The 21,181-nt window shown below is 35.2% G+C and carries 15 protein-coding genes; 4 read left to right on the plus strand and 11 right to left on the minus strand.

Annotated elements, in window-relative coordinates:
- Positions 1-13 precede the first annotated feature (13 nt).
- The 4 genes from J0383_RS05060 to J0383_RS05075 all read right to left on the minus strand — a co-directional run bounded on the left by J0383_RS05060 (position 14) and on the right by J0383_RS05075 (position 7,688).
- Positions 14-1,954, minus strand: a complete 1,941-nt coding sequence (locus J0383_RS05060; RefSeq protein ID WP_207297356.1) for a RagB/SusD family nutrient uptake outer membrane protein — start codon at positions 1,952-1,954, stop codon at positions 14-16.
- Positions 1,955-1,966: 12 nt separating this feature from the next.
- A complete protein-coding gene (locus J0383_RS05065; protein ID WP_207297357.1) occupies positions 1,967-5,056 on the minus strand; it encodes a SusC/RagA family TonB-linked outer membrane protein in 3,090 nt (1,029 codons plus the stop codon).
- Between the two features lie 627 nt (positions 5,057-5,683).
- The gene (locus J0383_RS05070; RefSeq protein WP_207297358.1) at positions 5,684-6,388 is read right to left on the minus strand and encodes an NUDIX hydrolase; all 705 of its coding nucleotides are present in this window, start codon (positions 6,386-6,388) and stop codon (positions 5,684-5,686) included.
- A gap of 265 nt (positions 6,389-6,653) precedes the next feature.
- Positions 6,654-7,688 carry a LacI family DNA-binding transcriptional regulator gene (locus tag J0383_RS05075; RefSeq protein WP_207297359.1) on the minus strand — a complete coding sequence of 345 codons (1,035 nt, stop codon included), beginning with the start codon at positions 7,686-7,688 and terminating at the stop codon, positions 6,654-6,656.
- 271 nt (positions 7,689-7,959) lie between these two features.
- On the opposite strand from J0383_RS05075, the gene J0383_RS05080 reads away from it, so the two are divergent.
- Entirely contained in the window at positions 7,960-10,584 is a 2,625-nt protein-coding gene (locus J0383_RS05080) for a glycoside hydrolase family 3 protein (RefSeq protein WP_207297360.1), read from the plus strand.
- 97 nt (positions 10,585-10,681) lie between these two features.
- Here the strand turns inward: J0383_RS05080 and J0383_RS05085 are convergent, their stop codons facing one another.
- Entirely contained in the window at positions 10,682-11,437 is a 756-nt protein-coding gene (locus tag J0383_RS05085) for an SDR family NAD(P)-dependent oxidoreductase (protein ID WP_207297361.1), read from the minus strand.
- Positions 11,438-11,544: 107 nt separating this feature from the next.
- Here J0383_RS05085 and J0383_RS05090 point away from each other — a divergent pair, with 107 nt between their 5' ends.
- The gene (locus J0383_RS05090; protein ID WP_239023244.1) at positions 11,545-11,901 is read left to right on the plus strand and encodes a winged helix-turn-helix transcriptional regulator; all 357 of its coding nucleotides are present in this window, start codon (positions 11,545-11,547) and stop codon (positions 11,899-11,901) included.
- On the opposite strand, the gene J0383_RS05095 is transcribed toward J0383_RS05090, so the two are convergent.
- Both J0383_RS05095 and J0383_RS05100 read right to left on the minus strand, forming a co-directional pair.
- Positions 11,902-12,531 carry an MgtC/SapB family protein gene (locus tag J0383_RS05095; protein ID WP_207297362.1) on the minus strand — a complete coding sequence of 210 codons (630 nt, stop codon included), beginning with the start codon at positions 12,529-12,531 and terminating at the stop codon, positions 11,902-11,904.
- Positions 12,532-12,629: 98 nt separating this feature from the next.
- Positions 12,630-13,004, minus strand: coding sequence for a winged helix-turn-helix transcriptional regulator (locus J0383_RS05100; RefSeq protein ID WP_207297363.1), 375 nt, complete (start codon positions 13,002-13,004; stop codon positions 12,630-12,632).
- Between the two features lie 95 nt (positions 13,005-13,099).
- On the opposite strand from J0383_RS05100, the gene J0383_RS05105 reads away from it, so the two are divergent.
- Both J0383_RS05105 and J0383_RS05110 read left to right on the plus strand, forming a co-directional pair.
- Positions 13,100-14,020: an alpha/beta hydrolase gene (locus J0383_RS05105; RefSeq protein ID WP_207297364.1), complete on the plus strand. Its 921-nt coding sequence runs from the start codon at positions 13,100-13,102 to the stop codon at positions 14,018-14,020.
- On the plus strand, positions 14,017-15,183 hold the full coding sequence (locus J0383_RS05110; protein WP_207297365.1) for an MFS transporter: 1,167 nt from the start codon (positions 14,017-14,019) through the stop codon (positions 15,181-15,183). Before J0383_RS05105 ends, J0383_RS05110 begins: the two co-directional genes overlap by 4 nt.
- Positions 15,184-15,265: 82 nt before the next feature.
- Here the strand turns inward: J0383_RS05110 and J0383_RS05115 are convergent, their stop codons facing one another.
- The 4 genes from J0383_RS05115 to J0383_RS05130 form a co-directional block, all read right to left on the minus strand.
- Complete coding sequence (locus tag J0383_RS05115; protein ID WP_207297366.1) at positions 15,266-17,068, minus strand: glycoside hydrolase family 2 protein; 1,803 nt, start codon at positions 17,066-17,068, stop codon at positions 15,266-15,268.
- A 196-nt stretch (positions 17,069-17,264) separates the two neighbouring features.
- The gene (locus J0383_RS05120; RefSeq protein WP_207297367.1) at positions 17,265-18,677 is read right to left on the minus strand and encodes a hypothetical protein; all 1,413 of its coding nucleotides are present in this window, start codon (positions 18,675-18,677) and stop codon (positions 17,265-17,267) included.
- Between the two features lie 194 nt (positions 18,678-18,871).
- Positions 18,872-19,771, minus strand: coding sequence for a PKD domain-containing protein (locus tag J0383_RS05125; protein ID WP_207297368.1), 900 nt, complete (start codon positions 19,769-19,771; stop codon positions 18,872-18,874).
- A gap of 175 nt (positions 19,772-19,946) precedes the next feature.
- The gene (locus J0383_RS05130; RefSeq protein ID WP_239023245.1) at positions 19,947-21,035 is read right to left on the minus strand and encodes an endo-1,4-beta-xylanase; all 1,089 of its coding nucleotides are present in this window, start codon (positions 21,033-21,035) and stop codon (positions 19,947-19,949) included.
- Positions 21,036-21,181 lie beyond the last annotated feature (146 nt).

Below are 21,181 nucleotides of genomic sequence, written 5' to 3' on the forward strand. Positions count from 1 at the left end.
TTAATAAATGAAATTAATATCCTGGATTTTGATAAGCTGTTTTTTCTGCTGCAGACATTTCCATTCCGTCCAGCTGTCCTTGTGGAATAGGTCTTAGATAATGATGCACATCAATAGTTCTGGTTACAACTTCAGGTGTATGCTGTCCGTAATTAGATCCTCCGATAGAATACTTACCTGCAATTTCATTCCATTTTTGTGTTCTCACTAAATCATACCAGCGGTAACCTTCTCCAAAAAATTCACGTGAACGTTCAGCAAGAATATAGTTTATATCGATTACAGCAGGAGTGGCACTTGTCATGGCAGCACTATTATCTTGTATTTTAGCTGTATTTTCGTTATTGTCCCATTTCCATTTTCCTGCTCTGGCTCTTAATACGTTTACAAGTGATCTTGCCGTTAGAGATCCTGTTGCGCCTTTAACCGCTGCTTCGGCAGCTACAAGATATAATTCAGAGAATTTTGCTACTGGAAATGGTCTTGTGCTTCCTGCATTAGGTTGTCCAAGTCCGCCCGCATTATCTGTTCTGTATGGTCCAAGTTTCCAGAAACCTGGGTATACAATTCTGCTGATACCTTTTGGAGAAATTACATAATCTGCTCTTCCTGGCAGTACTCCGGCTCCAATTCCGCTGTCTCCTTGTCCAGAAGGATACGTTATAGCCGTTGCAGGCTCGTCATTAAGGAACGTTAAAACTGCATCTCCAGGTTTAATTGTCAAACCATTAGCATTCGTTAAAGTAGCAACGCCTGTAAGACCTGTTCCCTGAAGATTCCAATTGCCTCTGTAAACAGTTGCGAATGTTCCATCGTATCTAGAATCATTGGTTTTATCAGCAAAAGTGTTGGTGAAAACTTCGATTGGCGGTGCCATTCTCGTCCACGGACGTCCTAGAAATTGGTTTGCTTCTCTTTGAACGGAAGATACTGCAGCAGTTCCATTTTTACTTCTAATAGCAGTATAATTCCAAGTCACCATCCAGCCTGAAAAGTTATCTGGGGCACCACCGCTACCATACGTAAGACTGGCTCCATTATAATATTCGCTTTCCTGCGTATGATCTGCAAAAAGCATTACTTCTTTGTTTCTGTCATTTGCACCCGCATTAACATCATAATAAGAGTCAAGCAATCCATAAGAACCTGGATTATTTATTCCTTCAACAGCTACATCGTAGGCTTTTTGAAAGTACCATTGTGCGTTATGCCCATCAGGATCTGTTCTTGGAGCATCTGGATAGGTTGGTATATTGTTAGGATTTTGCAACCACCAAGCATACGTTAGGTACGCTTTAGCTAAAAATAAACGTGCTACCGTTTTGGTTACTGTACCGGTCAATCTTGGTGCATCAGGAAGATCATTAACTGCTGTTAATAAGTCTGGGAAAATGGCTTTTGTATATACTTCAGGAACAGTATTACGTTTAGAATATCGAGATGGCTTACTATTAAATTTTAATTCACCAGCTCCTAAATCCAATGGTACACCGCCAAAAGTCTGAACAAGCAGAAAATAATCAAATCCTCTAAAGAATTTAGATTCTGCAATTAAACTGCTGGCAACTCCTACTGCTGCTCCATTCTCAATAATACCACTGGCGGTATTGATATCATAATAAGAGTTATTCCACAAAACATCTGAACGGCTTGAAGTTGGATTAATAATCCCTACTCCAGATAAATCGTGATCTTTAAAATTACCGTCTGCACTCTGCGCGTAGGTTGCTTCATCTGTTCCTGTCTGGCAGGCATTATAAAAATAAGCTTGTCCGTAAATCCAGCGTAAATGTGCGTAATGAGAAGTTAATCCTTGTTTAACTCCCTGTTCTGTTTTAAAGTAACCTGGTTCATAAAAATCATGAGGTTTTTCTTCTAATATATCTGAACAGCCAGCTAAGGAGAATAAAACCGCTGACCCTATAATTAAATTTTTAAAAATATATCGTTTCATGTCTGCGTCTGATTAAAATGTTAAATTAAGCCCAAGTAAATAATTTCTGGTTGTAGGTGTATTGGTACCGATAACCGAAAATCTTCTTTGATAAGATGCAACAGCCTGATTTTCATCTCCAAATGAATTTGTTTCAGGATCCATTCCCGATTTATCATGATAAGGAGAGAATAAAACAAACGGGTTCTGTGCTGTGAAGTATAATCTTAATTTGTCGATTCCTAAGTTTCTTGTAAAATTCTGGTCGATAGTGTAGCCTAAAGTAAGCGCTCTAATTTTTACATACGAGGCGTCAAAGTAGCCCATAGTTGACATGTACTTCGGATTATCACCACTTCTAATTCCTCTTGGGTTCGGGAATTCTGCATCTCTATTATCAGGAGTCCAATAATCTACATCGACATTGCTTCTTCGTCCGTTTAATAAGTTCATATAACTTGCTCCTCCATAAAGTGTACTAATTAATACACCACCGCTTTTAAAGGCTCCTACTGCATTAAAATCAAACCCTTTGTACGTTACATTCGTGTTAAAACCGCCCTGAAAATCTGGATCTGTTTCAATAATCTGGCGGTCGCTTGCATTTATAGCGCGTGTTGGCGAACCATCTGGATTATATTCTCCTGTATATTTCACTTTAATAGATCCTACAACGGTTCCCTGCTGGTTAATACCCGTAGGTCCTGGCTCATAAATTGACATATAAGGATCGCCTTCCTGCCAGATTCCCACTTTTTGGTAATCATAAATAGAGTTGATATTATATCCTACAAACCAGTTGTTGGCTTCATCACGGCTGGCTCCAGAAGCTAGAGCCACCAGCTTGTTTTCATTTTTATAGAAGTTAACCCCTACTGTCCATGTCACACCATTAGGATTATCTAAAATAACTCCGTTTAGCGAAATTTCATATCCTTTATTTTCTGTTTCTCCAACATTTGCCACATAGCTGCTCACACCAGAAGTTGCTGGAAGTCCCACACGCTGAAGTAAATTTTTGGTATTGGTTTTATAATATTCAACTGTACCCGATAAGCGGTTGTTGAAGAATCCGAAATCTAAACCGTAGTTCCATGTCGTTGAAAACTCCCATCCTAAATTAGGATTTGGCAGCTCTGTAACATATACACCCGTTGAATTAGTACTGCCAAAATTGTAAGGTCTTGTACTTAAAGCTCCTAAAGTGGCATACGGAGATACCGCTTGATTGGATGTTTCTCCATATCCAGCTCTCAATTTCAGTAAACTAATATTTTTAACATTTTTAAGGAAAGACTCATTTGAAAGCGTCCAACCTGCTGAAACTGCTGGATAAGTCACCCATTTGTTCCCTGGAGAAAGTCTTGAAGAACCGTCAGAACGAACTGTTCCTGATATGAAATAACGATTATCATACGAATACATTAACCTTGCCATATAAGAGGTCAATCCCCACTGTGTATAATCTTGATCGGCTGGGTTGATAACCGCTTCTTCCTCACTCTGCCCTAAATTATAAAACTGGAAGGCATCAGATGTAATACCGTTTCTAGTTACTCTTGAACTTTGTCCTGTATATTGTTCATTTGAATACAAACCGACAAAATTTATAGTATGTTTCTGTGCAAAGGTTTTATCGTACGTCAGCAAGTTTTCCAAAAGCCATTGTGTAGACCATCCGTTAGTAATGGCCGCATTCGAAAGTGTTGCAGGATTTACGTCAAAAACTCCCTGTCCTTCATAATATCCTGAATTGGATGTACGGAAATTCAAACCTGTATTAAGTCTGTATTTTAAACCGTCAATACCCGGAATTTTTACTTCTGCAAAAATATTATTATATGAGCTGAAAGCACGGTTTAGGTTAACGTATGCATCTCCTAGATTTTTTATAGACTGTCTGGTATAAACCCACTGATCATCGGCTGCCATACTCACAGTTCTTCTTAAAGAACCGTCTGCATTATATGGATTTGCAAGAGGCGAAGTAGCTAAAATAGTACCTGTACCAATATTATCTCCATTTGTAATACTGTAATTACTATTGGTATTGAATCCTATACGTATTGATCTGTTAAGCTGCTGATCTAAACCTGCTCTCAGACTAAAACGCTCATAGCTTTGACCCGGAAGAACAGATTCTTCTTTATAATATCCTAATCCTGCATTATACGCTCCTGCTTCGGTTCCTCCAGAAACGCTAACATCGTGACTGATCATTTCTCCTGAACCATAAAGAAGATTCTGCCAGTCAGTATTTGTGCTGCGAGATTCATTTACACCATCTACATAAAGACCTGTGTAATCACGCAGTGCTGCAAATTTTTGTCCATCCATCATAGGATATTTAGACCATGCTTGTTTGATACCGCTGAATCCGTTGTAATTAAATGTGGCTTTCTGGTTTTTACGTCCTTTTAAAGTGGTTACGAGAATCACTCCATTTGCACCTCTTGAACCATAAATTGCAGTTGCCGAAGCATCTTTTAGAATGTCTACAGATTTAATATCGGAAGGATTTATATCTCCAATTGATCCTGCAAAAGGTACTCCATCTAATACTACCAACGGATCGTTACTTCCTGTTAATGATCTGGTTCCTCGTATTCTGATCTGCATTGCGGCTCCAGGTTTAGAAGAAGTCTGTGTCATTTCAACTCCAGGAAGTCGTCCTTGAAGTGCTTGAGTAATGTTGGCCGCAGGAACTTCATTTAATTCTTTCCCGCCAAGAGAAGCAACAGATCCTGTAACAGCTTCTTTAATTTGTGTACCGTATCCAATTACTACTACTTCTTTTAAGTTATTGGCATCTTCTTCAAGCTTTACATTTATATTTTTCTGCCCGTTTACGGGTACTTCTACACTTTTTAATCCTATGAAACTAAATATAAGTACTCCATTGGATGGTACATTTATAGAATAAGTACCATCAAAACTAGTACTTACTCCGTTTTTAGATCCTTTTAAATTAACATTAGCTCCGGGAATCGGTCCGCTATCATCAGTTACCGTTCCAGTAACTGTCGTCTGTGCTTTAGATTGAAATGAAAACGCAAACATCAGCATAAAAAAACACAAACATTTTAAATGTCTCTGTTTACTTGCAGTAAAATGGTTAGTCATAAAAATTGATTTAATTATTAATTGGTTTTGTTAGTAAGTTTTTACCTTATATAAGGAGATCAAATAAAACCACCTTTATAAGTGTATTTATTACAAATATAAAAATTTATTTATCACACACAATCGGTTGTGTAAATTATTTTTTATTGAATAAGAAAAAAAAGGCTAAAAAAAAGATGTTAATCGTATAATTAAACACAAAATATTGAAAATATATCAAATTCTACTAAAACGTTGTAGTAATATTTAGGAATAACAAAAGGATTATTCAATATTCTTAAAGAAACTATAAAATTGAAGATGTGAGTGCTTTTCCTCTACAATTTGAAAGTTTGTAATCATTGTAAGCAATTATTGTATATAATTTTACAGTTAATTATTACAATTTTAAAGACAACTTATGTTTATAAGACATATGAGAGGCAAACAATCGATTGCTCAGAAAGTTTCATTGAAATAAATGAAAAAGAAATCTTGATTGAATAGAAATATATAAGGTGAAATTTGAATGGCGATTATTCTGTCACCTCTATGTAATTTTGAAAGAAGTATTTAAATGACATATAAGTAACGTTCTTTAACTATCAGATTGAGTAATCTGAAAATTTTAATCCAGAAACTAATTCTTTAAAATATAAAATTGAACTTGACATTCCAAGTTACTTCATTTTTTGGCACATTTAAACTGTAAAATTTAGCAGCTCGATAGGACACACCTTCTTCTTTTTCATCCAAACTTTGCACCAATCTTCTTTGCAGGATCTTCCTTCTAAAATTGACCTTATTAATCTGAATGCCTAAAATCTCTTCATACAAATTAACAACCTGAAGTAAAGTAAATTTTTCTGCTAAAAGATTAAAACCTATTGCACTGCAGCAAATATTCTTTTTTAATTCTTTAAGACTAAAATCCAACATCATCCTATCGTTCGCATCTAATTGAGTTACAGTATTGGCTTCAATCCAAATTAGGTTCGAATGCAACTCCTGCTCCTCTTGAGTTTTTTCTTTCCTTACCATTGCATAATATACAATAGAAATATTTTCTTGTACTAATGAAGAATGATGACCAAATGCTTTTAATTGATCTAAAAAGAAATCATCTGAAGAAATATATCTTCTCAATATCTCTTGTGCTGTTTGAAGCATTGGCATTTCATTTAATCCAGCACTCGGTAATTTCCATTTGTGATTATCAAAATCGCTTTCATTTTTGATTAGTAAAACTTTTAGCTTTTTGTCTTCAAAACAAAATATTACACAGTTTATTTCTATCTTATTTTCACGATATGAATTGCGGCACATTCCCTCTTCTGACTCTTCTTTTTTCATAGAAAATAAAATTAAAATACCTCATTATCTTGGTTTCGGGATCAAATTGCCACATTAGAAAAACAATCGGTTGTGTAAAATTAAATAAAAAAATATTCTATCCAAATTTTATTAGACTTTATATTAAGGATTTTTATATCACAACCGATTGTACTTTGACTTAAAAGGATATTGGTTTAATATTTATATCTTGCAAAAATTTCATGCTGTAATTGAATAAAAGCCGTGTAGAATTATGAGTAAAGTCTAGGTTTGAGTTTTAATTTTAGATTTTTTTTGAGGATTCTCGAATAAGTACTTCCGTATTAAGAAAAGTTATTTCTTTGACTTCTTCTTCTTCTTTTAAAGATTCAATATTATCAATCACAATATTCGCTGCTGCTTTTCCCATTTTCTCAGCAGGATGCGTAATCGTCGAAATGTTAGGCTCGATTATCTCCGAAATAGGATCATTATTAAAACCAATTACAGCGAAATCATGAGGCACTTTAATACCTTTCTTTTTGGCGGTCTGTACGGCACTAACGGCAAGAAGATCACCTGGCGCAAAAAGTCCGTCAGGCGGCATTTTTAAACCAAATAACTTATTACAAGCTTTAACGCCGGCATCATAAGTCATGGCTTTTAAATGTATTATCAATTCTTCTTTTAATGGTATATTGTGTTCAGCTAAGGCATCCATATAACCTCTTTTTCTTTCATTGTAAAGATTGCCGAATTCTGCACCAGCTGTCATGTGTGCAATTCTTTTACATCCTTGATCTATAAGATGTTTGGTTGCTTTATATCCTGCTGTGTAATTATCAATTACAACTCTAAATGCATTAAAACCTTTAGGAACACGATCAACAAATACAAGAGGAATGTTGTTGTTTAAAAACTGCTCAAAGTGCGAAGTATCTTTTGTTTCCATTGCCAGCGAACAAATAACACCGCTTACTCTACTGCTGTAAAGCGATTTAGCCATGTTAACTTCATCTGCATACGAATCATGCGACTGCATAATAATGACTGAATAATTTGATTTTCTGGCCGCCACTTCAATTCCGCTAATTAATGATGATAAGAAGGGCTGGGTAATAGTAGGAATTAATACACCAATCGTTTTAGATTTGTTTCCTCTTAATCCCGCAGCCAAAGTATTTGGAACAAAACCCATTTCTTCAGCTGTTTTTTTCACTTTTTTAATCGTCTTATCACTAATACTAGGATGGTCTTTCAACGCTCGTGAAATTGTAGATGTAGCTAGATTAAGTCTCTCCGCAATATCATAAATAGTTACATGTCTATGTTCTTCCATTATTCTGTGAATTAGTGGTAAATATACTATAATTTTAAAATGAGCAAATGCAACAATAAGCATTATTTTTAAAACTATATGCATAAAACTTATTAATAAAAAATGTAATACATAATTTTTGCCCTAAAAAATAACAGATAAAACAATATGAAAATTATTTTTTTGATTAAAATTTTCAAGTTATACATATTTTTTCTTTTCTTTACGCAATCGGTTGTATTCTTTTGCCGCTGCTAAAAAAATGTAAACTTCAAAATAAAAAATCATTCATATGAAAACAAAAAATATAAAATACCGGATTTTGATACTTATCTCATTTTGGTGTTCGGCACAAAATAAAGCAGTACAATATCCATTTCAGAATACTGATCTTACTTTTGAAGAACGAGTAGAAAATTTAGTCAGCCAATTAACACTAGAAGAAAAAGTAGCACAAATGTTAAATGCTGCCCCCGCAATTCCTCGACTTGGAATTCCTGCTTATGACTGGTGGAATGAAACGTTGCATGGTGTAGCCAGAACTCCTTTTAAAACAACCGTTTTTCCGCAGGCTATCGCAATGGCTGCAACTTTTGATAAAAATTCACTTTATAAAATGGCTGATTATTCTGCTTTAGAAGGCAGGGCAATTTACAATAAGGCCGTCGAACTTAATAGGACGAATGAGCGTTATCTTGGATTGACGTATTGGACTCCAAATATTAATATTTTTCGAGATCCAAGATGGGGACGCGGACAAGAAACTTATGGCGAAGATCCGTATCTTACGGCCACTTTAGGCGATGCGTTCGTAAGAGGGCTTCAAGGTGATGATCCTAAATATTTAAAAGCTGCGGCTTGTGCAAAACACTACGCTATTCATAGCGGACCAGAATCTTTACGCCACACTTTTGATGTTGATGTTACACCATACGAACTGTGGGATACCTACCTGCCTGCTTTTAAAAAATTAGTAACCAGCTCTAATGTGGCTGGAGTTATGTGTGCGTACAATGCGTTCAGAACGCAGCCTTGCTGTGCCAGCGACATTTTAATGACTGATATTCTGAGAAAACAATGGAAATTTACCGGATATGTCACATCTGACTGCTGGGCGATAGACGATTTTTTCAAAAACCATAAAACACATCCTGATGCAGAATCAGCTTCAGCAGATGCTGTGTATCACGGAACGGATGTAGATTGCGGAACTGATGCCTACAAATCACTTGTGGCGGCTGTTAAAAATGGAAAAATTACCGAAGAACAAATTGATATTTCTGTAAAACGTCTTTTTATGATCCGCTTCAGACTGGGAATGTTTGACCCTGTTTCAATGGTTAAATATGCGCAGACTCCTTCTTCCGTTCTAGAATGTGATGCTCATAAAGATCATGCTTTAAAAATGGCGAGACAGTCTATTGTACTGCTTAAAAATGAGAAAAATACGCTGCCATTGAGCAAAAAACTGAAAAAGATCGTAGTACTTGGTCCAAACGCTGACAATTCAATTTCTATTCTTGGAAATTACAACGGAACTCCATCAAAATTAACCACCGTTTTAGAGGGAATCAAAGAAAAAGTAAGCCCAGAAACTGAAGTAGTTTATGAAAAAGCGGTCAATTTTACTAATGATACGTTACTGGTTTATAAAGATCTTAAGAATCACTATTTTTATGAAGGAAAACAAGGCTTTAAGGCAGAATATTTTACTAACACCAAATTATCTGGCAAGCCTGAAATGACCAGAACAGAATCTGAAATTCATAATTTCTGGCAGGAAGGTGCAGTAGTTGCCGAAAATATTAAAGCCAATCATTTTTCGGCACGCTACACTACAAATTTTAAGGCTGATGAAAATGGTTTTATAACTTTTGAAATTCTTGCAGATGACGGTTATCGATTTATAATTGATGGAAAAGAAGTTATAAATGCATGGGACAAAAACCGCTGGGGAGAAAAAACCTATAAACTGCAAACTAAAAAAGATGCAGTCTATAAAATTGTGCTGGAATACTGGCAGGGAGAAGGAAAAGCCGAAGTATCTTTACAAACAGGAAATTTTGTAAAAACCGACTTCAATGCTTTAATAGAGCTCCATAAAAATGCAGATGCCTTTATTTTTGCAGGAGGTATTTCACCTCAGCTGGAAGGAGAAGAAATGCCAGTGAATGCGCCTGGATTTAATGGCGGAGATCGTACCTCTATTTTGCTGCCAGAGGTTCAGACCAATCTTTTAAAAGCACTCAAATCTTCAGGGAAACCAGTAGTTTTTCTGATGATGACAGGCAGCGCGATAGCCATACCTTGGGAAGCCGAAAATATTCCAGCAATACTTAATACTTGGTACGGAGGACAATCTGCGGGAACAGCCTCTGCAGATGTTATTTTTGGAGATTACAATCCGGCCGGCAGACTTCCTGTTACATTCTATAAAAACGATTCTGATTTACCTTCGTTTACTGATTATAAAATGGATAATAAAACGTATCGCTACTTTAAAGGCACTCCGATTTATGGATTTGGCTATGGACTTAGTTATACCGAATTTAAATACAGCGGGCTAAAAACTCCGCTTAAAATAAAAAAAGGAAAGCCAATTACTGTATCTGTCAAAGTAACCAATACAGGAAAAAAAGAAGGAGAAGAGGTAGCACAATTGTATGTAATTAATCAAAATTCGGCAGTAAAAACACCATTAAAAGCACTTAAAGGATTTGAAAGATTTAACTTGAAACCTGGCGAAAATACTATTGTTAACTTTAATCTCTCTCCCGAAGACCTCTCTTTTGTAACAGAGGACGGAAGTTTAAAACAATATGCAGGAAAAGTTCAAATTTCAATTGGAGGCAGCCAGCCCGATGAAAAAAACGGAGTAAAAAACAGTATAACAACTCAAATAGAAATTGAAGATTAAGGTTAAGACGGTATCATTAATTGTCTTTTTATCAATTTCTAAAAACAAAATAGGCGGTAAAATAACCGCCTATTTTTATATATTTTTATTCAGAAGTTTAAAATCCATAAACTCCACCTGAAACAGTGATTTTCTCACCTGTAATCCATCCAGATTCATCTGAGGCAAGAAATACCGCAACTTTTGAAATATCATCTGGCTGTCCTGTACGTCCAAGTGGTGTTTTGGAAACAAAACCAGCTTCTGCTTCGCTTCCAATAAATCCAGCACTATGTGCCCCTTCTGTCTCTACAATGCCTGGAAGAAGCGAATTGATACGAATATTTCTTCCTGAAAATTCTTTTGATAATGCAACCGTTAGAGCATCTAACGCTGTTTTAGTAGCCGAATATACGGAACCTGTAGGAAGTGGTGAATTACTAGCTCCTGAACTAATATTAATAATATTACCTCCTTTATCACCAAAAAGTTTTAATGATTCTTGAATAGCAAAAATAGTCCCTAAAACATTTATATTAAAAGACTTGTGAAATGTTTCTGCCGATACTTGTTCGATTGGCTCATAAATATAAACGCCTGCATTGTTTACCAAAACATCCAAAGTGCCAAAAGCATTTTTTGTTTCTTCAAAAACTCTTTTTACATCGGATTCATTAGAAACATCACCTTGTACGGCAATTGCAATTCCTCCCTTATCTGTTATTTCTTTAACAACTTTCTCTGCTCCTTCTTTACTTGAAGCATAATTTACCACAACTTTTGCCCCCTCTGCTGCAAAGTATTTTGCAATTGAAGCTCCTATTCCTTTTGATGCACCTGTAACTATTGCTGTTTTATTTTTTAATCTGCTCATTCTATATGTGATTTAAATGTGAAATGCAAAGCTATAGACATTTGATTTATTTTAGTAACTTTGTTACCAAAAGTAATAGTAACCACGAAGTAACAAAGTAACATTGTATGGAATGTAGTATGCTCATAAAACAACAGCACAAAAAAGAAATGATGGCTGTTCAAGACTCAATGGATGTTTTAAATGGGAAATGGAAAATCTCTATTTTATCCTCTATATGCTATTATAACAAAAGACGTTTTTCTGATATACTTACAGATGTAGAAGGCATTTCGAATAAAATGCTGAGTAAGGAATTAAAAGAATTGGAAACAAACAAACTCATAATACGGACTGTTTTAAACACACAGCCTATAACCGTACAATATGAACTTACTGAACATGGCTTAACGCTTAAAACATTAATAAAGAATTTAACAGATTGGGGAATTGCACATCGTAAAAAAATTACAGAACAACAATAATTACAAAACTAATTCTTCAAAAATAGGATCTTGTAAAAGTGCTGTATAAAGTGAATCCATTGAATATTTAGAAGCATGCACCTGCCATTCTAAGGTAAGATGGTCTAAAGTACGACGCTGTCCTAAAAGCTTTGATTTTACAGAATGAACCTTAAACAATTCTTTGCATCTGTTGTAGCCATCATCTGTTCGCTTAAAAGTAATTCGAAGTGTTTTATGCTCACTAATTAAATCAATTTTATCCTGAAGAACAGTTAACAACGTAAGAATCAACAAAATCATTAATGCGGCACAAGCCGAAGCAAAATAATAACCCGCTCCTACTCCCATACTTACTGCCGCCACAGACCATATTGCAGCTGCTGTAGTAATACCGCTTACATGACTATCTGATCTAAAAATTACTCCCGCACAAAGGAATCCTAATCCAGTTACGATATTAGACGCTATTCGGTCTGGGTTTCCGGGTCCTCCTATCCATTCTGACATTAATGTAAAAAAACAGGCGCCCACAGAAATCATAATCGTAGTTCTAAGTCCTGCTGCTTTTCCTCTATATTCTCTTTCAGCTCCAATAAGAGCTCCCCAGAATGCCGCTAAAACAAGTCTGATAATAATTTCTAATTCCATTTAAAATTCTGATATTTTTTCAAATAAAATTACATAAAAAAACACAAAAAAACCTCCAAAATCAAAGTGACTTTGAAGGTTTTACTATGTCTAGGATTCTACTTAATCAATTTATCAAGAACTATTTCTCTATGTTTGGCGCCCCATTGACTTAACTGACTCCAGATTGGTACTAACTCTTTTGCAATATCGGTCAACTCATAATCTACTCTTGGAGGAACTTCGGGGTGTACAGTTCTTTTAACTAATGCTTCTTTTTCCAACTCACGAAGCTGGAGCGTGAGCATACGTTCGGTAATACCATTTATTTGATCTCTCAATTCACCAAACCTCAACTTTCCATTTTCAAGTTTGCAAAGAATAAGCAGTTTCCATCTGCCTCCAATTTTACATACCGCATAAGTTAGATTGCAGCTTTCCATAATATAACTTTCATTCAACATATTAGTTGAATTTTCTTTTCTTTTTCCCATTACTTACAAAATTGTTAGTACCACACATTTAGATGTGTACTACGCAAAATTAATGATTACACTATAAGTTTGCTGCCTATTTTAAAACAAATAACATGAATTTATCAGAACAAGTACATAAGACATTAGCTTTTATTGAAGACATTGAAGTTCCAAGAAATCTTACTGCATGGGAAACGGGAAGGATTTTTTACGAAAATTTTATTCCATTGGCAGGAGAAAAAGAAACGGTTTTCCAAATCGAAGAAAAAACTATATTACAAGATGATAATTCTATTCGACTACGAATTTATAGTCCGAATGACACAGAAAATCTTCCTGCCATTATTTATTTTCACGGAGGCTGGTTCAATGCCGGAAGTCTTGATTCTCATGATACACCATTGCGTCAATTAACCAATGCTATACAGGCCACTATCATTTCTGTAGATTATAGACTTGCTCCTGAACATCCTTTTCCTGCTGGTCTAAATGATTGTGAATTTACCGTAAAATGGATTACTGCAAATGCCGCTTCGCTTCACATAAATCCAGATAACATTTCTATTGCTGGAGATAGTGCAGGCGGTGCTTTAGCGGCTACAATTACTAGAAAATTCCGTAAAAAAATAAAAACGCAATTACTTATTTATCCGGTTACAGATAATTCTTTAGAAACAGCTTCTTGGAATGAATTTCAAAATGGTCCTTTATTAAATTTAGAGGGCGGTATTCAAGCCTGGAACTGGTATCTGCCAGCAATAGAAAACCAGAATAATCCTGATGCTATTCCTTTACTGGCAGATGATTTAGAGACATTGCCTCCAACATTTATAGCCGTTGCCGAATATGATCCTTTGAGAGATGAAGCAGTTCAATATGCTGAAAAACTGAAAGCAAATGAAGTAATTGTCAAGCTTAATTTGTATAAAGGAACCACACATGGATTTTTTCAAATGGGCGGATTTATTCCAGAGGCGAAAGTTGTAATGCAGGACATGGTTGATTTTTTTAAAACATACAATTCTACAAAATGAAAAAATACGCTTACATAGGATGTTTAGGATTTATAGCCGTTATCACTACCGAGTTTGGTGTTATTGGCATTTTACCTCAAATTGCAGAACACTACCATATTTCTATTGACAGAGCCGGAATGCTCCTTAGTGCATTTGCTTTGGTCATTGCATTGACGGGGCCATTTATGACTTTATTCGTTTTGGGTTTTGATCGCAAAAAAATAATGATAACGGCAATCTCCATTTTTCTTCTTACCGGAATTATATCATCATTTTCACCTCCTTTTTGGCTATTAATGCTAGTACGGATATTGCCTGCATTTTTACAGCCTGTTTATATTGCCACAGCTTTATCTGTAGCCGTTTCAAAAGGAGATAAAAAGAATGAAAACGAACTAATGAGTATTGTTTTCAGCGGGGTAGCAATTGCAATGGTTTCAACCGTTCCATTTGCAACTTGGCTCGCTAGTAAATTGTCTTGGGAATATTCATTTGTTATTCAATCTATTGTTAGTCTTATTGCTTTATTTGTTGTTTATTTTTTCCTTCAGAATATGCCTGTAAGAGAGAAAAAATCTTATGGCAGTCAGTTAAAAATATTGAAACAGCCCACATTTATTATTAGTACCGCTATGAATTTTTTTATGATCTCAGCATGGTTTTCAACTTACAGTTATTTTGCCGAATATCTTAACAAAGCCAAAGGTATGGATAACACAATGGTTAGTTATATGCTGCTTTTATTTGGCATTGTCGGAATTATCGCCAATCGGGTTTCGGGAAAAATGTTGAACAAAAACATCACCAATACAACCGCATTGTTTTTGTCTGGCACTATTCTCATTCCGATATTTTTGTATTTTTCAGGAACCAATACCATAGCTGTAATGTTCGTTATTGCGCTATGGGGATTTTTATATTCGCCAAGTTTTTTAAATGCTTCCACCTATATGATTTCATCAGCTCCCAATTCTTTAGAATTTGCCAATAGTCTTGCTACTTCATTCGGAAATATGGGAATTACATTAGGAACAACAATTGGAGGATGGATTATAGCTACAAAAGGTGTTCAATACACGCCTTGGCTTACTCTTGTTTTTGGCATATTGGCATTTACCATGATAATCATTAGAAGGTATTTGGAGAAAAGAAGTACACCCCTTCAAAATAAGATTGTCTAAATCTATTTGATTACTGAATAAAACAAAAAACCTCCAAAATCAAAATTTGATTCTGAAGGTTTTTTTATTGTATCTAAAACTCTTATTTATATTCTTTTTCTTTCTGGGCATACCAATCTTTCATCACATAAAAAGCTTTCTTTTTAATTCCTTGATCTGAAATTAATCCTTTACGATTAAAGAAATCCTGAATGTTTGGCAATTGTCTTCTTGGTGATCTAAAGTCGACTAAAATCCATGGAGAAACTCCGGCTAGACCTTCAATGCGGTTGAACATTTGCGTGTTCTGAATATAAAGTTCTTCTTGATATTCTTCGTTCCAGCGTTCTCTTTTATCGCCATGAAAACCTTGTAATGCTTCACCGCCAAACTCGCTGATGATAACCGGTTTATTATACGGAATTACCCATTGCATGTCTTTACAAGATTCGTTTGTTCCTCTGTACCAGCCTAAATATTGGTTAAAACTCACGATGTCTACATATTCATTCATATTGTCATGAAGTGTATTGATATTATTTGGACTTTTGGTAACTTCCATCGCCATACTGATTAAACGAGAATTATCCTGAGTGCGTGCGTATTTTGCTAATTTGCTTAGGAAAACATCTCGATCATCTCCATGTGGAGTTTCATTGGCAATTGACCAAATCACGATACCGCAGCGATTTTTATCTCTGTAAATCATATCGTGCAATTGGTGTTCTGCATTGGCATATGTATCTGGATTTGTCCACGAAATGGTCCAATACACCGGAACTTCTGACCAAATCATTAATCCCATTTTTTCGGCTTCTCTCACCATATTTTCGTTGTGCGGGTAATGCGCCAAACGAACATAATTACAGCCCAATTCTTTTGCCCAAGTTAATAACGTAATTGCATCTTGTTCAGACCATGCTCTTCCTGATCTGAAAGGTGCTTCTTCGTGAATACTGATACCGCGCAAAAAGACTTTTTTTCCGTTTAACAGAATTTCTTTCCCTTTGGTTTCAATGGTTCTAAAACCAATTTTATCGGTAATATTTTCATCTGCTTTACTGATGGTTATATCGTATAATTTTGGATTTTCAGGCGTCCACAAAACTGGATTGGCTTTGATATCGAAATACGCCATTCCTTTTTCATCAGTAGTAATGTTCTTCTTGATTTTTAATTCTGGTATTGATACTGATACCGATTGATTTCCACTTTCACTATTCAATTTTATCCAACCTGAAATTTTACCTTTTTCTTTTTTATCCAATTGAACCAAATAATCTTCGATATACGTATTTGGAATTTGCGCTAAAGTCACATCTCTGGTGATGCCGCCGTAATTCCACCAATCCATGTTTACAGTTGGCACATTGTCTTTATGACGTTTATTGTCGACTTTTACGACTACAAAGTTGTTTCCGTCGACTAATAAATCGGTTACATCAAAATTGAAAGGTGTATAACCGCCCACGTGAGTTCCTGCCATTTTTCCGTTTACATAGACTTTCGCATCATAATTAACTGCTCCGAAATGCAGAATCCCTTTGGTTTTAGCATCTTTTTTATAATTAAAGTCTTTCTGAAACCAAACTGTTCCTTCGTAAAAGAACAGTCTTTCGTCTTTAGAATTCCAATCAGACGGAATATCCATTGTGGCAGAAGTCGCGAAATTGTATTCGGTTAAATCTGTGGTGTTCCATTTTTTATTTTCGAAAAATCCGTTGTTTTTAAAAGGCATTAAACGGTAATCGTAATATCCATTTTCCAGCGGATCTACGATATAACTCCATTTTCCATTTAACGTAATGTTGTTTCTAGCTGAAATATTAGCCACTAATGGAATTTCCTGTGCTATTGTTTTCCCCATCAGCAGAAAAGTACAATACAGCATTACAATTTTTTTCATATTCGTTTTATTTTTAATTATCTGTAATTAAATTTTAACACATAGAGACATAGGGTTTTCTTTGTGTATAAAGGCGTTTCACTTTCTTAAATGAACATAGCTAAATTTTATCTGCTGATCTGGTAAATTTGCTAGAAAAATTATTCGCAGTCAGATTTAACATATCAACAGATTTTTAATTTTTAATTTCTAATTTTTAATTCTTTTTATCAAAATAACGTGTTAGCTCGTAGGCATTGTCGTTAATCACTTTCATCTCTTTTAATAAAGGCTGATATGGTTCGAAATTGCTGTTTACAATTCCTTTGTTCGAATCTCTGTTCGAATAATCGGTGCTTAAATCCTGCGGATCGTTATCCATATATTTGAACCAATGCCAGCCTACGCTATTTTTATTTTTAAGCAAAGCCAAAGTAAAATTTTGGTAAAAAAGTCCTCTTTCTTTTTGTGTTCGAACCAGCCATCCTGCGCCTGTATTATTCGGCAATCCTGAATCTTCTCCTTTGGTATACCATTCTGTAATTAAAAAAGGTTTTCCCGACCATTCTCCCCAATTGTTCATCAATTCCTGATTGGGTTCCCATTTTCTGTAATGATTGATGGAAATAATATCCATATATATTCCAGCTACTTTAAAAATCTCAGGATTGGTCAATTCTTGTTCTTTATCCTGATTGAAACGGCATCCTAAATACATGTGATTGGGATCTTCTTTTTTAAGGGCTTCCGTTACTTTTTTCATGTAGGTTTCAAAATAAAAAGCTGTAAATGCCATTCGGTCTTCCTGCGTAATATCCGAAACTGAAGCATTAAATCCTTTTCGCTGATCGAACCATTCTTTTGCCGCTAAATATCCCTGCTCGTCTTTGGCCAATAAAGTTAAATGTTTATCTAATGCGTCGTTGTACCACGGAAGCTCATTATCTGTAAAATAACCCATCAAATACTTATCATTTTTGTATTGCGAAACTTCTTTTACTGCTTTTTGAATATAAGAATCGAATTCTTTATCAAAAACCATAACCAAATCAAAACGATAATTCTGCCAGCTGGCTTCTTTGTATTTTCCGCCGTATTTTTTAATATGATCAGAATGATACATTGCCATTGGCGAAATAATCACGGTATAAACCAGTGGATTTTCGGCATTACGGATCAAGTTCACATTCGACCACGCTCCTACACCGTTGAATCCGTTATCGCGAAGTAATTTTGATTCTTGCTTTACCCAATTTTCATTGCTTCCGTATTTTTTATCAAATGCTTTCTGCTGATTTACAGAACGTCCCGCATTGAAAACTGCAATCCCTTTGTAAATAAACGGATATCCTTCTGGATCAATAATCCACCATCTATTGTCTACTTTTTCAGTTCTAAAAAATCCTGTTGCTTCTTTTTTCCAAACTTTAAAACCTCCATAAATCGAAGTTAGTTCTGGTTTTTTCGTTTTAAATCCAGGCAGTTTGTCAATGGTTTTGGCATCGTAAGCTACCCATTTTGGATCTAATGCATTTTGTCTGGCTTCGACTTTTTGATACGTAATTTTATTCTGTGCATGTAATGAAATCAGGCTTATAAAACAGAACAATACATAAATGGAATGTTTCATTAAATTCGTTTTTTTAATTATTTTTTGAGGAAATCTTTGTGTTCAGTTTTAACACATAGAAACATAGATTTTGTTAGTGATGAAAAGGCGTTTCACTTACATGAATACACATAAGTTCTATCCATGAGAAATGAGTTTCTCTTAAATCTCTTTTTTACAGATTATTAATCTATGATTCTATGTGTTAGAAAATTTTATTTAGATAAATAGATATGATCGATATCGAAAGTGTAATTGTTTAAAGATCTTACGTCTTCTGGATCAACACTTCTTAATACTAAAATGTCTTTGATTTTGGTTAAATCTAAAAGCGGATTTTGTTTTTTATAATCTGCAATTGGAATTTGAACCATATTCCAAGCTCCGTCTCTTTTTAATCCATACAAATTGCTTGTGGAGTTAAATTCAACATAACCTGTATTAGAGGCATCTTTCATTCTGAATCTGATTTTTCCTGTGCTGGTTGTTCTTACCGCCATATTGATATAGGTGTAAGATGAAATATCGGTAAAGTTTACAAACTGCAGAATTGCCATTGCCCATTTTGCTTCTGCTGCTGGCGGTGTCGCGGGAAGAGAGAAGTTTCTGTAAGCGCCTTCATAACCATCAGCCGCCACTTCTTTTATAACAAACTGATTGCTCGAAACCCAGTTTAAAACAGGAGCTGTTTTGGTAAAATCAGGATTTTCAGAATAGATTTTTAGAGCATCCGCTGGAACAACAATTGGCGGCGTTGGCGGCGCTTCAACCTCAACGGTAAAAGTTTTCTTTTGGATGGTATTATCAGTATGTGTTATCTCTAAAGTTGTGGTAAATGTTCCTGCTTTGGTATATTTTACTTCAACAGTCGGCTCGATAGAAGCTCCCGGAGAACCTCCTTGAAAGGTCCATTTTATAGCTCGTACTTTTGTTGATGCATCAGTATAGGTTACGGTTTCCCCTCCTTTAATGGAAGTATTTGTTGAAGTGGCATTTAATTCTCCTTTTTTATAAAGATAGACTTCGCGCACGTCATCTTCACAGGAAAACAAAACAGCAAAAAGTACGAAAAACAAATATTTTAATCTAGCGATATGATTTAGTTTTATGGTCATGATTTTGGTTTTTTTGGTTAATTATTTTTAGAAAATAGAGGAAAGAATATAGAAAATAGACTTCTTACTGTTCTAGAAGATAACTGAAGAACAAAGACTAGAGATTTTCCAAGTAATACTTAATCGATCCTCTATGTTTTATGTTCTATTCTCTATATTCTATTCTCTATATTCTTTACTTCAATCCATCTAAAAATCCTTGATAAGCAGGTTTTTTATTATAATCAGCGTCTAGCAGTAGCGGATATTCTTTGGAGTGCCAGAAGCTGGTCAGCCACGTGTATTTGTCGGTTACTCCCCATGTTGAAATCGCGAATTTTTGAGTTTGGGGCAAGTCTTCGTACATCGATACAATGTATTTGTAGGTTTCGGCTTGTTTTTGATTTTCTACATCATTAAAGACATACGAATCTGATTTACCAGTGTTGACTTTGATATCCAATTCTGAAATATGAATCAGCAATCCCGTTGAAGCCAAATCGGTAAATCCGGTTTTCATGGTTTGTCTATTGGTATCTGTAGCGTAGTGAAACTGATCTCCTAAACCGTCAATAGGTACTCCGTTTGCTTTGAATCTGGTTACCATTTTTTTGATTGCTGTTCTTTTTCCAGCATCCAGAACTACACTGTAATCATTGTAGAATAATTTTGCATCAGGATCTGCTGCTTTTGCGTAGCGGAAACATCTTCCATAAAATCCGATTGGGTCTTTAAACAGGGAATTGATTACGGTTTCATTTCGCATAGCGCCGCCATCGGCAAAAATTTCATTTACGACGTCCCAGCTTTTTACTTTTCCTTTGTAACGCCCCACAACATCAGTAATATAAACTTTGACTTTGGCTTCAAAAGCAATCGAATCGTATTGGGCTTTTTTAAACCATTCTGGAAACGAATCGTACCAAACCAAAGTATGTCCGTGAACTTCCATATTATTGTCTTTTGCAAAACCTACTAAATAATCTGCCGCAGTGTAATTGTATGTTGTCGATGAAGACCAAATACTGGCCATCTTCATTTCAAATTCGGCTGTAATCTGATTATAATGTTTTAAAACGGCATTTTTATAGTTGGCTTCGTTTTGCAAATCTTTCATTTTAACCGCAGCTCCAATTTTAAATTTGGATTTTTCTTTTAAAGTCTGCGTAATTGGATTTGGATTTCCAGAATCGCCTTCATCTGCGTATTTTAAAACTACTTTTTCGTCGTTGCTGCAAGAAGCAAACATTAAAGCGGTGAGTGCTCCTAAAATATATTGTTTCATCATGTTATCTTTTTAAATCCGGAAGTCAGATCAGGATTCCAACTTCCGGATGGGTTATTACTAACTTTAACCTTAACTTTTTGTCTCTTTTAAACACATAGGAACATAGATTTTGAAAACTTTATAAAGGCGTTTTACTTTCATTA

Origin of the sequence: Flavobacterium endoglycinae (assembly GCF_017352115.1) — a bacterium.
In the GTDB taxonomy this organism is placed as follows: Bacteria; Bacteroidota; Bacteroidia; order Flavobacteriales; family Flavobacteriaceae; genus Flavobacterium; species Flavobacterium endoglycinae.

Coding starts and splice junctions, on each gene's coding strand:
- J0383_RS05060 (WP_207297356.1), bottom strand. CDS start 1,954: ATGAAACGATATATTTTTAAAAATTTAATTATAGGGTCAGCGGTTTTA.
- J0383_RS05070 (WP_207297358.1), bottom strand. CDS start 6,388: ATGAAAAAAGAAGAGTCAGAAGAGGGAATGTGCCGCAATTCATATCGT.
- J0383_RS05065 (WP_207297357.1), bottom strand. CDS start 5,056: ATGACTAACCATTTTACTGCAAGTAAACAGAGACATTTAAAATGTTTG.
- J0383_RS05120 (WP_207297367.1), bottom strand. CDS start 18,677: ATGAAACATTCCATTTATGTATTGTTCTGTTTTATAAGCCTGATTTCA.
- J0383_RS05075 (WP_207297359.1), bottom strand. CDS start 7,688: ATGGAAGAACATAGACATGTAACTATTTATGATATTGCGGAGAGACTT.
- J0383_RS05090 (WP_239023244.1), top strand. CDS start 11,545: ATGGAATGTAGTATGCTCATAAAACAACAGCACAAAAAAGAAATGATG.
- J0383_RS05130 (WP_239023245.1), bottom strand. CDS start 21,035: ATGAAACAATATATTTTAGGAGCACTCACCGCTTTAATGTTTGCTTCT.
- J0383_RS05125 (WP_207297368.1), bottom strand. CDS start 19,771: ATGACCATAAAACTAAATCATATCGCTAGATTAAAATATTTGTTTTTC.
- J0383_RS05100 (WP_207297363.1), bottom strand. CDS start 13,004: ATGGGAAAAAGAAAAGAAAATTCAACTAATATGTTGAATGAAAGTTAT.
- J0383_RS05110 (WP_207297365.1), top strand. CDS start 14,017: ATGAAAAAATACGCTTACATAGGATGTTTAGGATTTATAGCCGTTATC.
- J0383_RS05105 (WP_207297364.1), top strand. CDS start 13,100: ATGAATTTATCAGAACAAGTACATAAGACATTAGCTTTTATTGAAGAC.
- J0383_RS05080 (WP_207297360.1), top strand. CDS start 7,960: ATGAAAACAAAAAATATAAAATACCGGATTTTGATACTTATCTCATTT.
- J0383_RS05115 (WP_207297366.1), bottom strand. CDS start 17,068: ATGAAAAAAATTGTAATGCTGTATTGTACTTTTCTGCTGATGGGGAAA.
- J0383_RS05085 (WP_207297361.1), bottom strand. CDS start 11,437: ATGAGCAGATTAAAAAATAAAACAGCAATAGTTACAGGTGCATCAAAA.
- J0383_RS05095 (WP_207297362.1), bottom strand. CDS start 12,531: ATGGAATTAGAAATTATTATCAGACTTGTTTTAGCGGCATTCTGGGGA.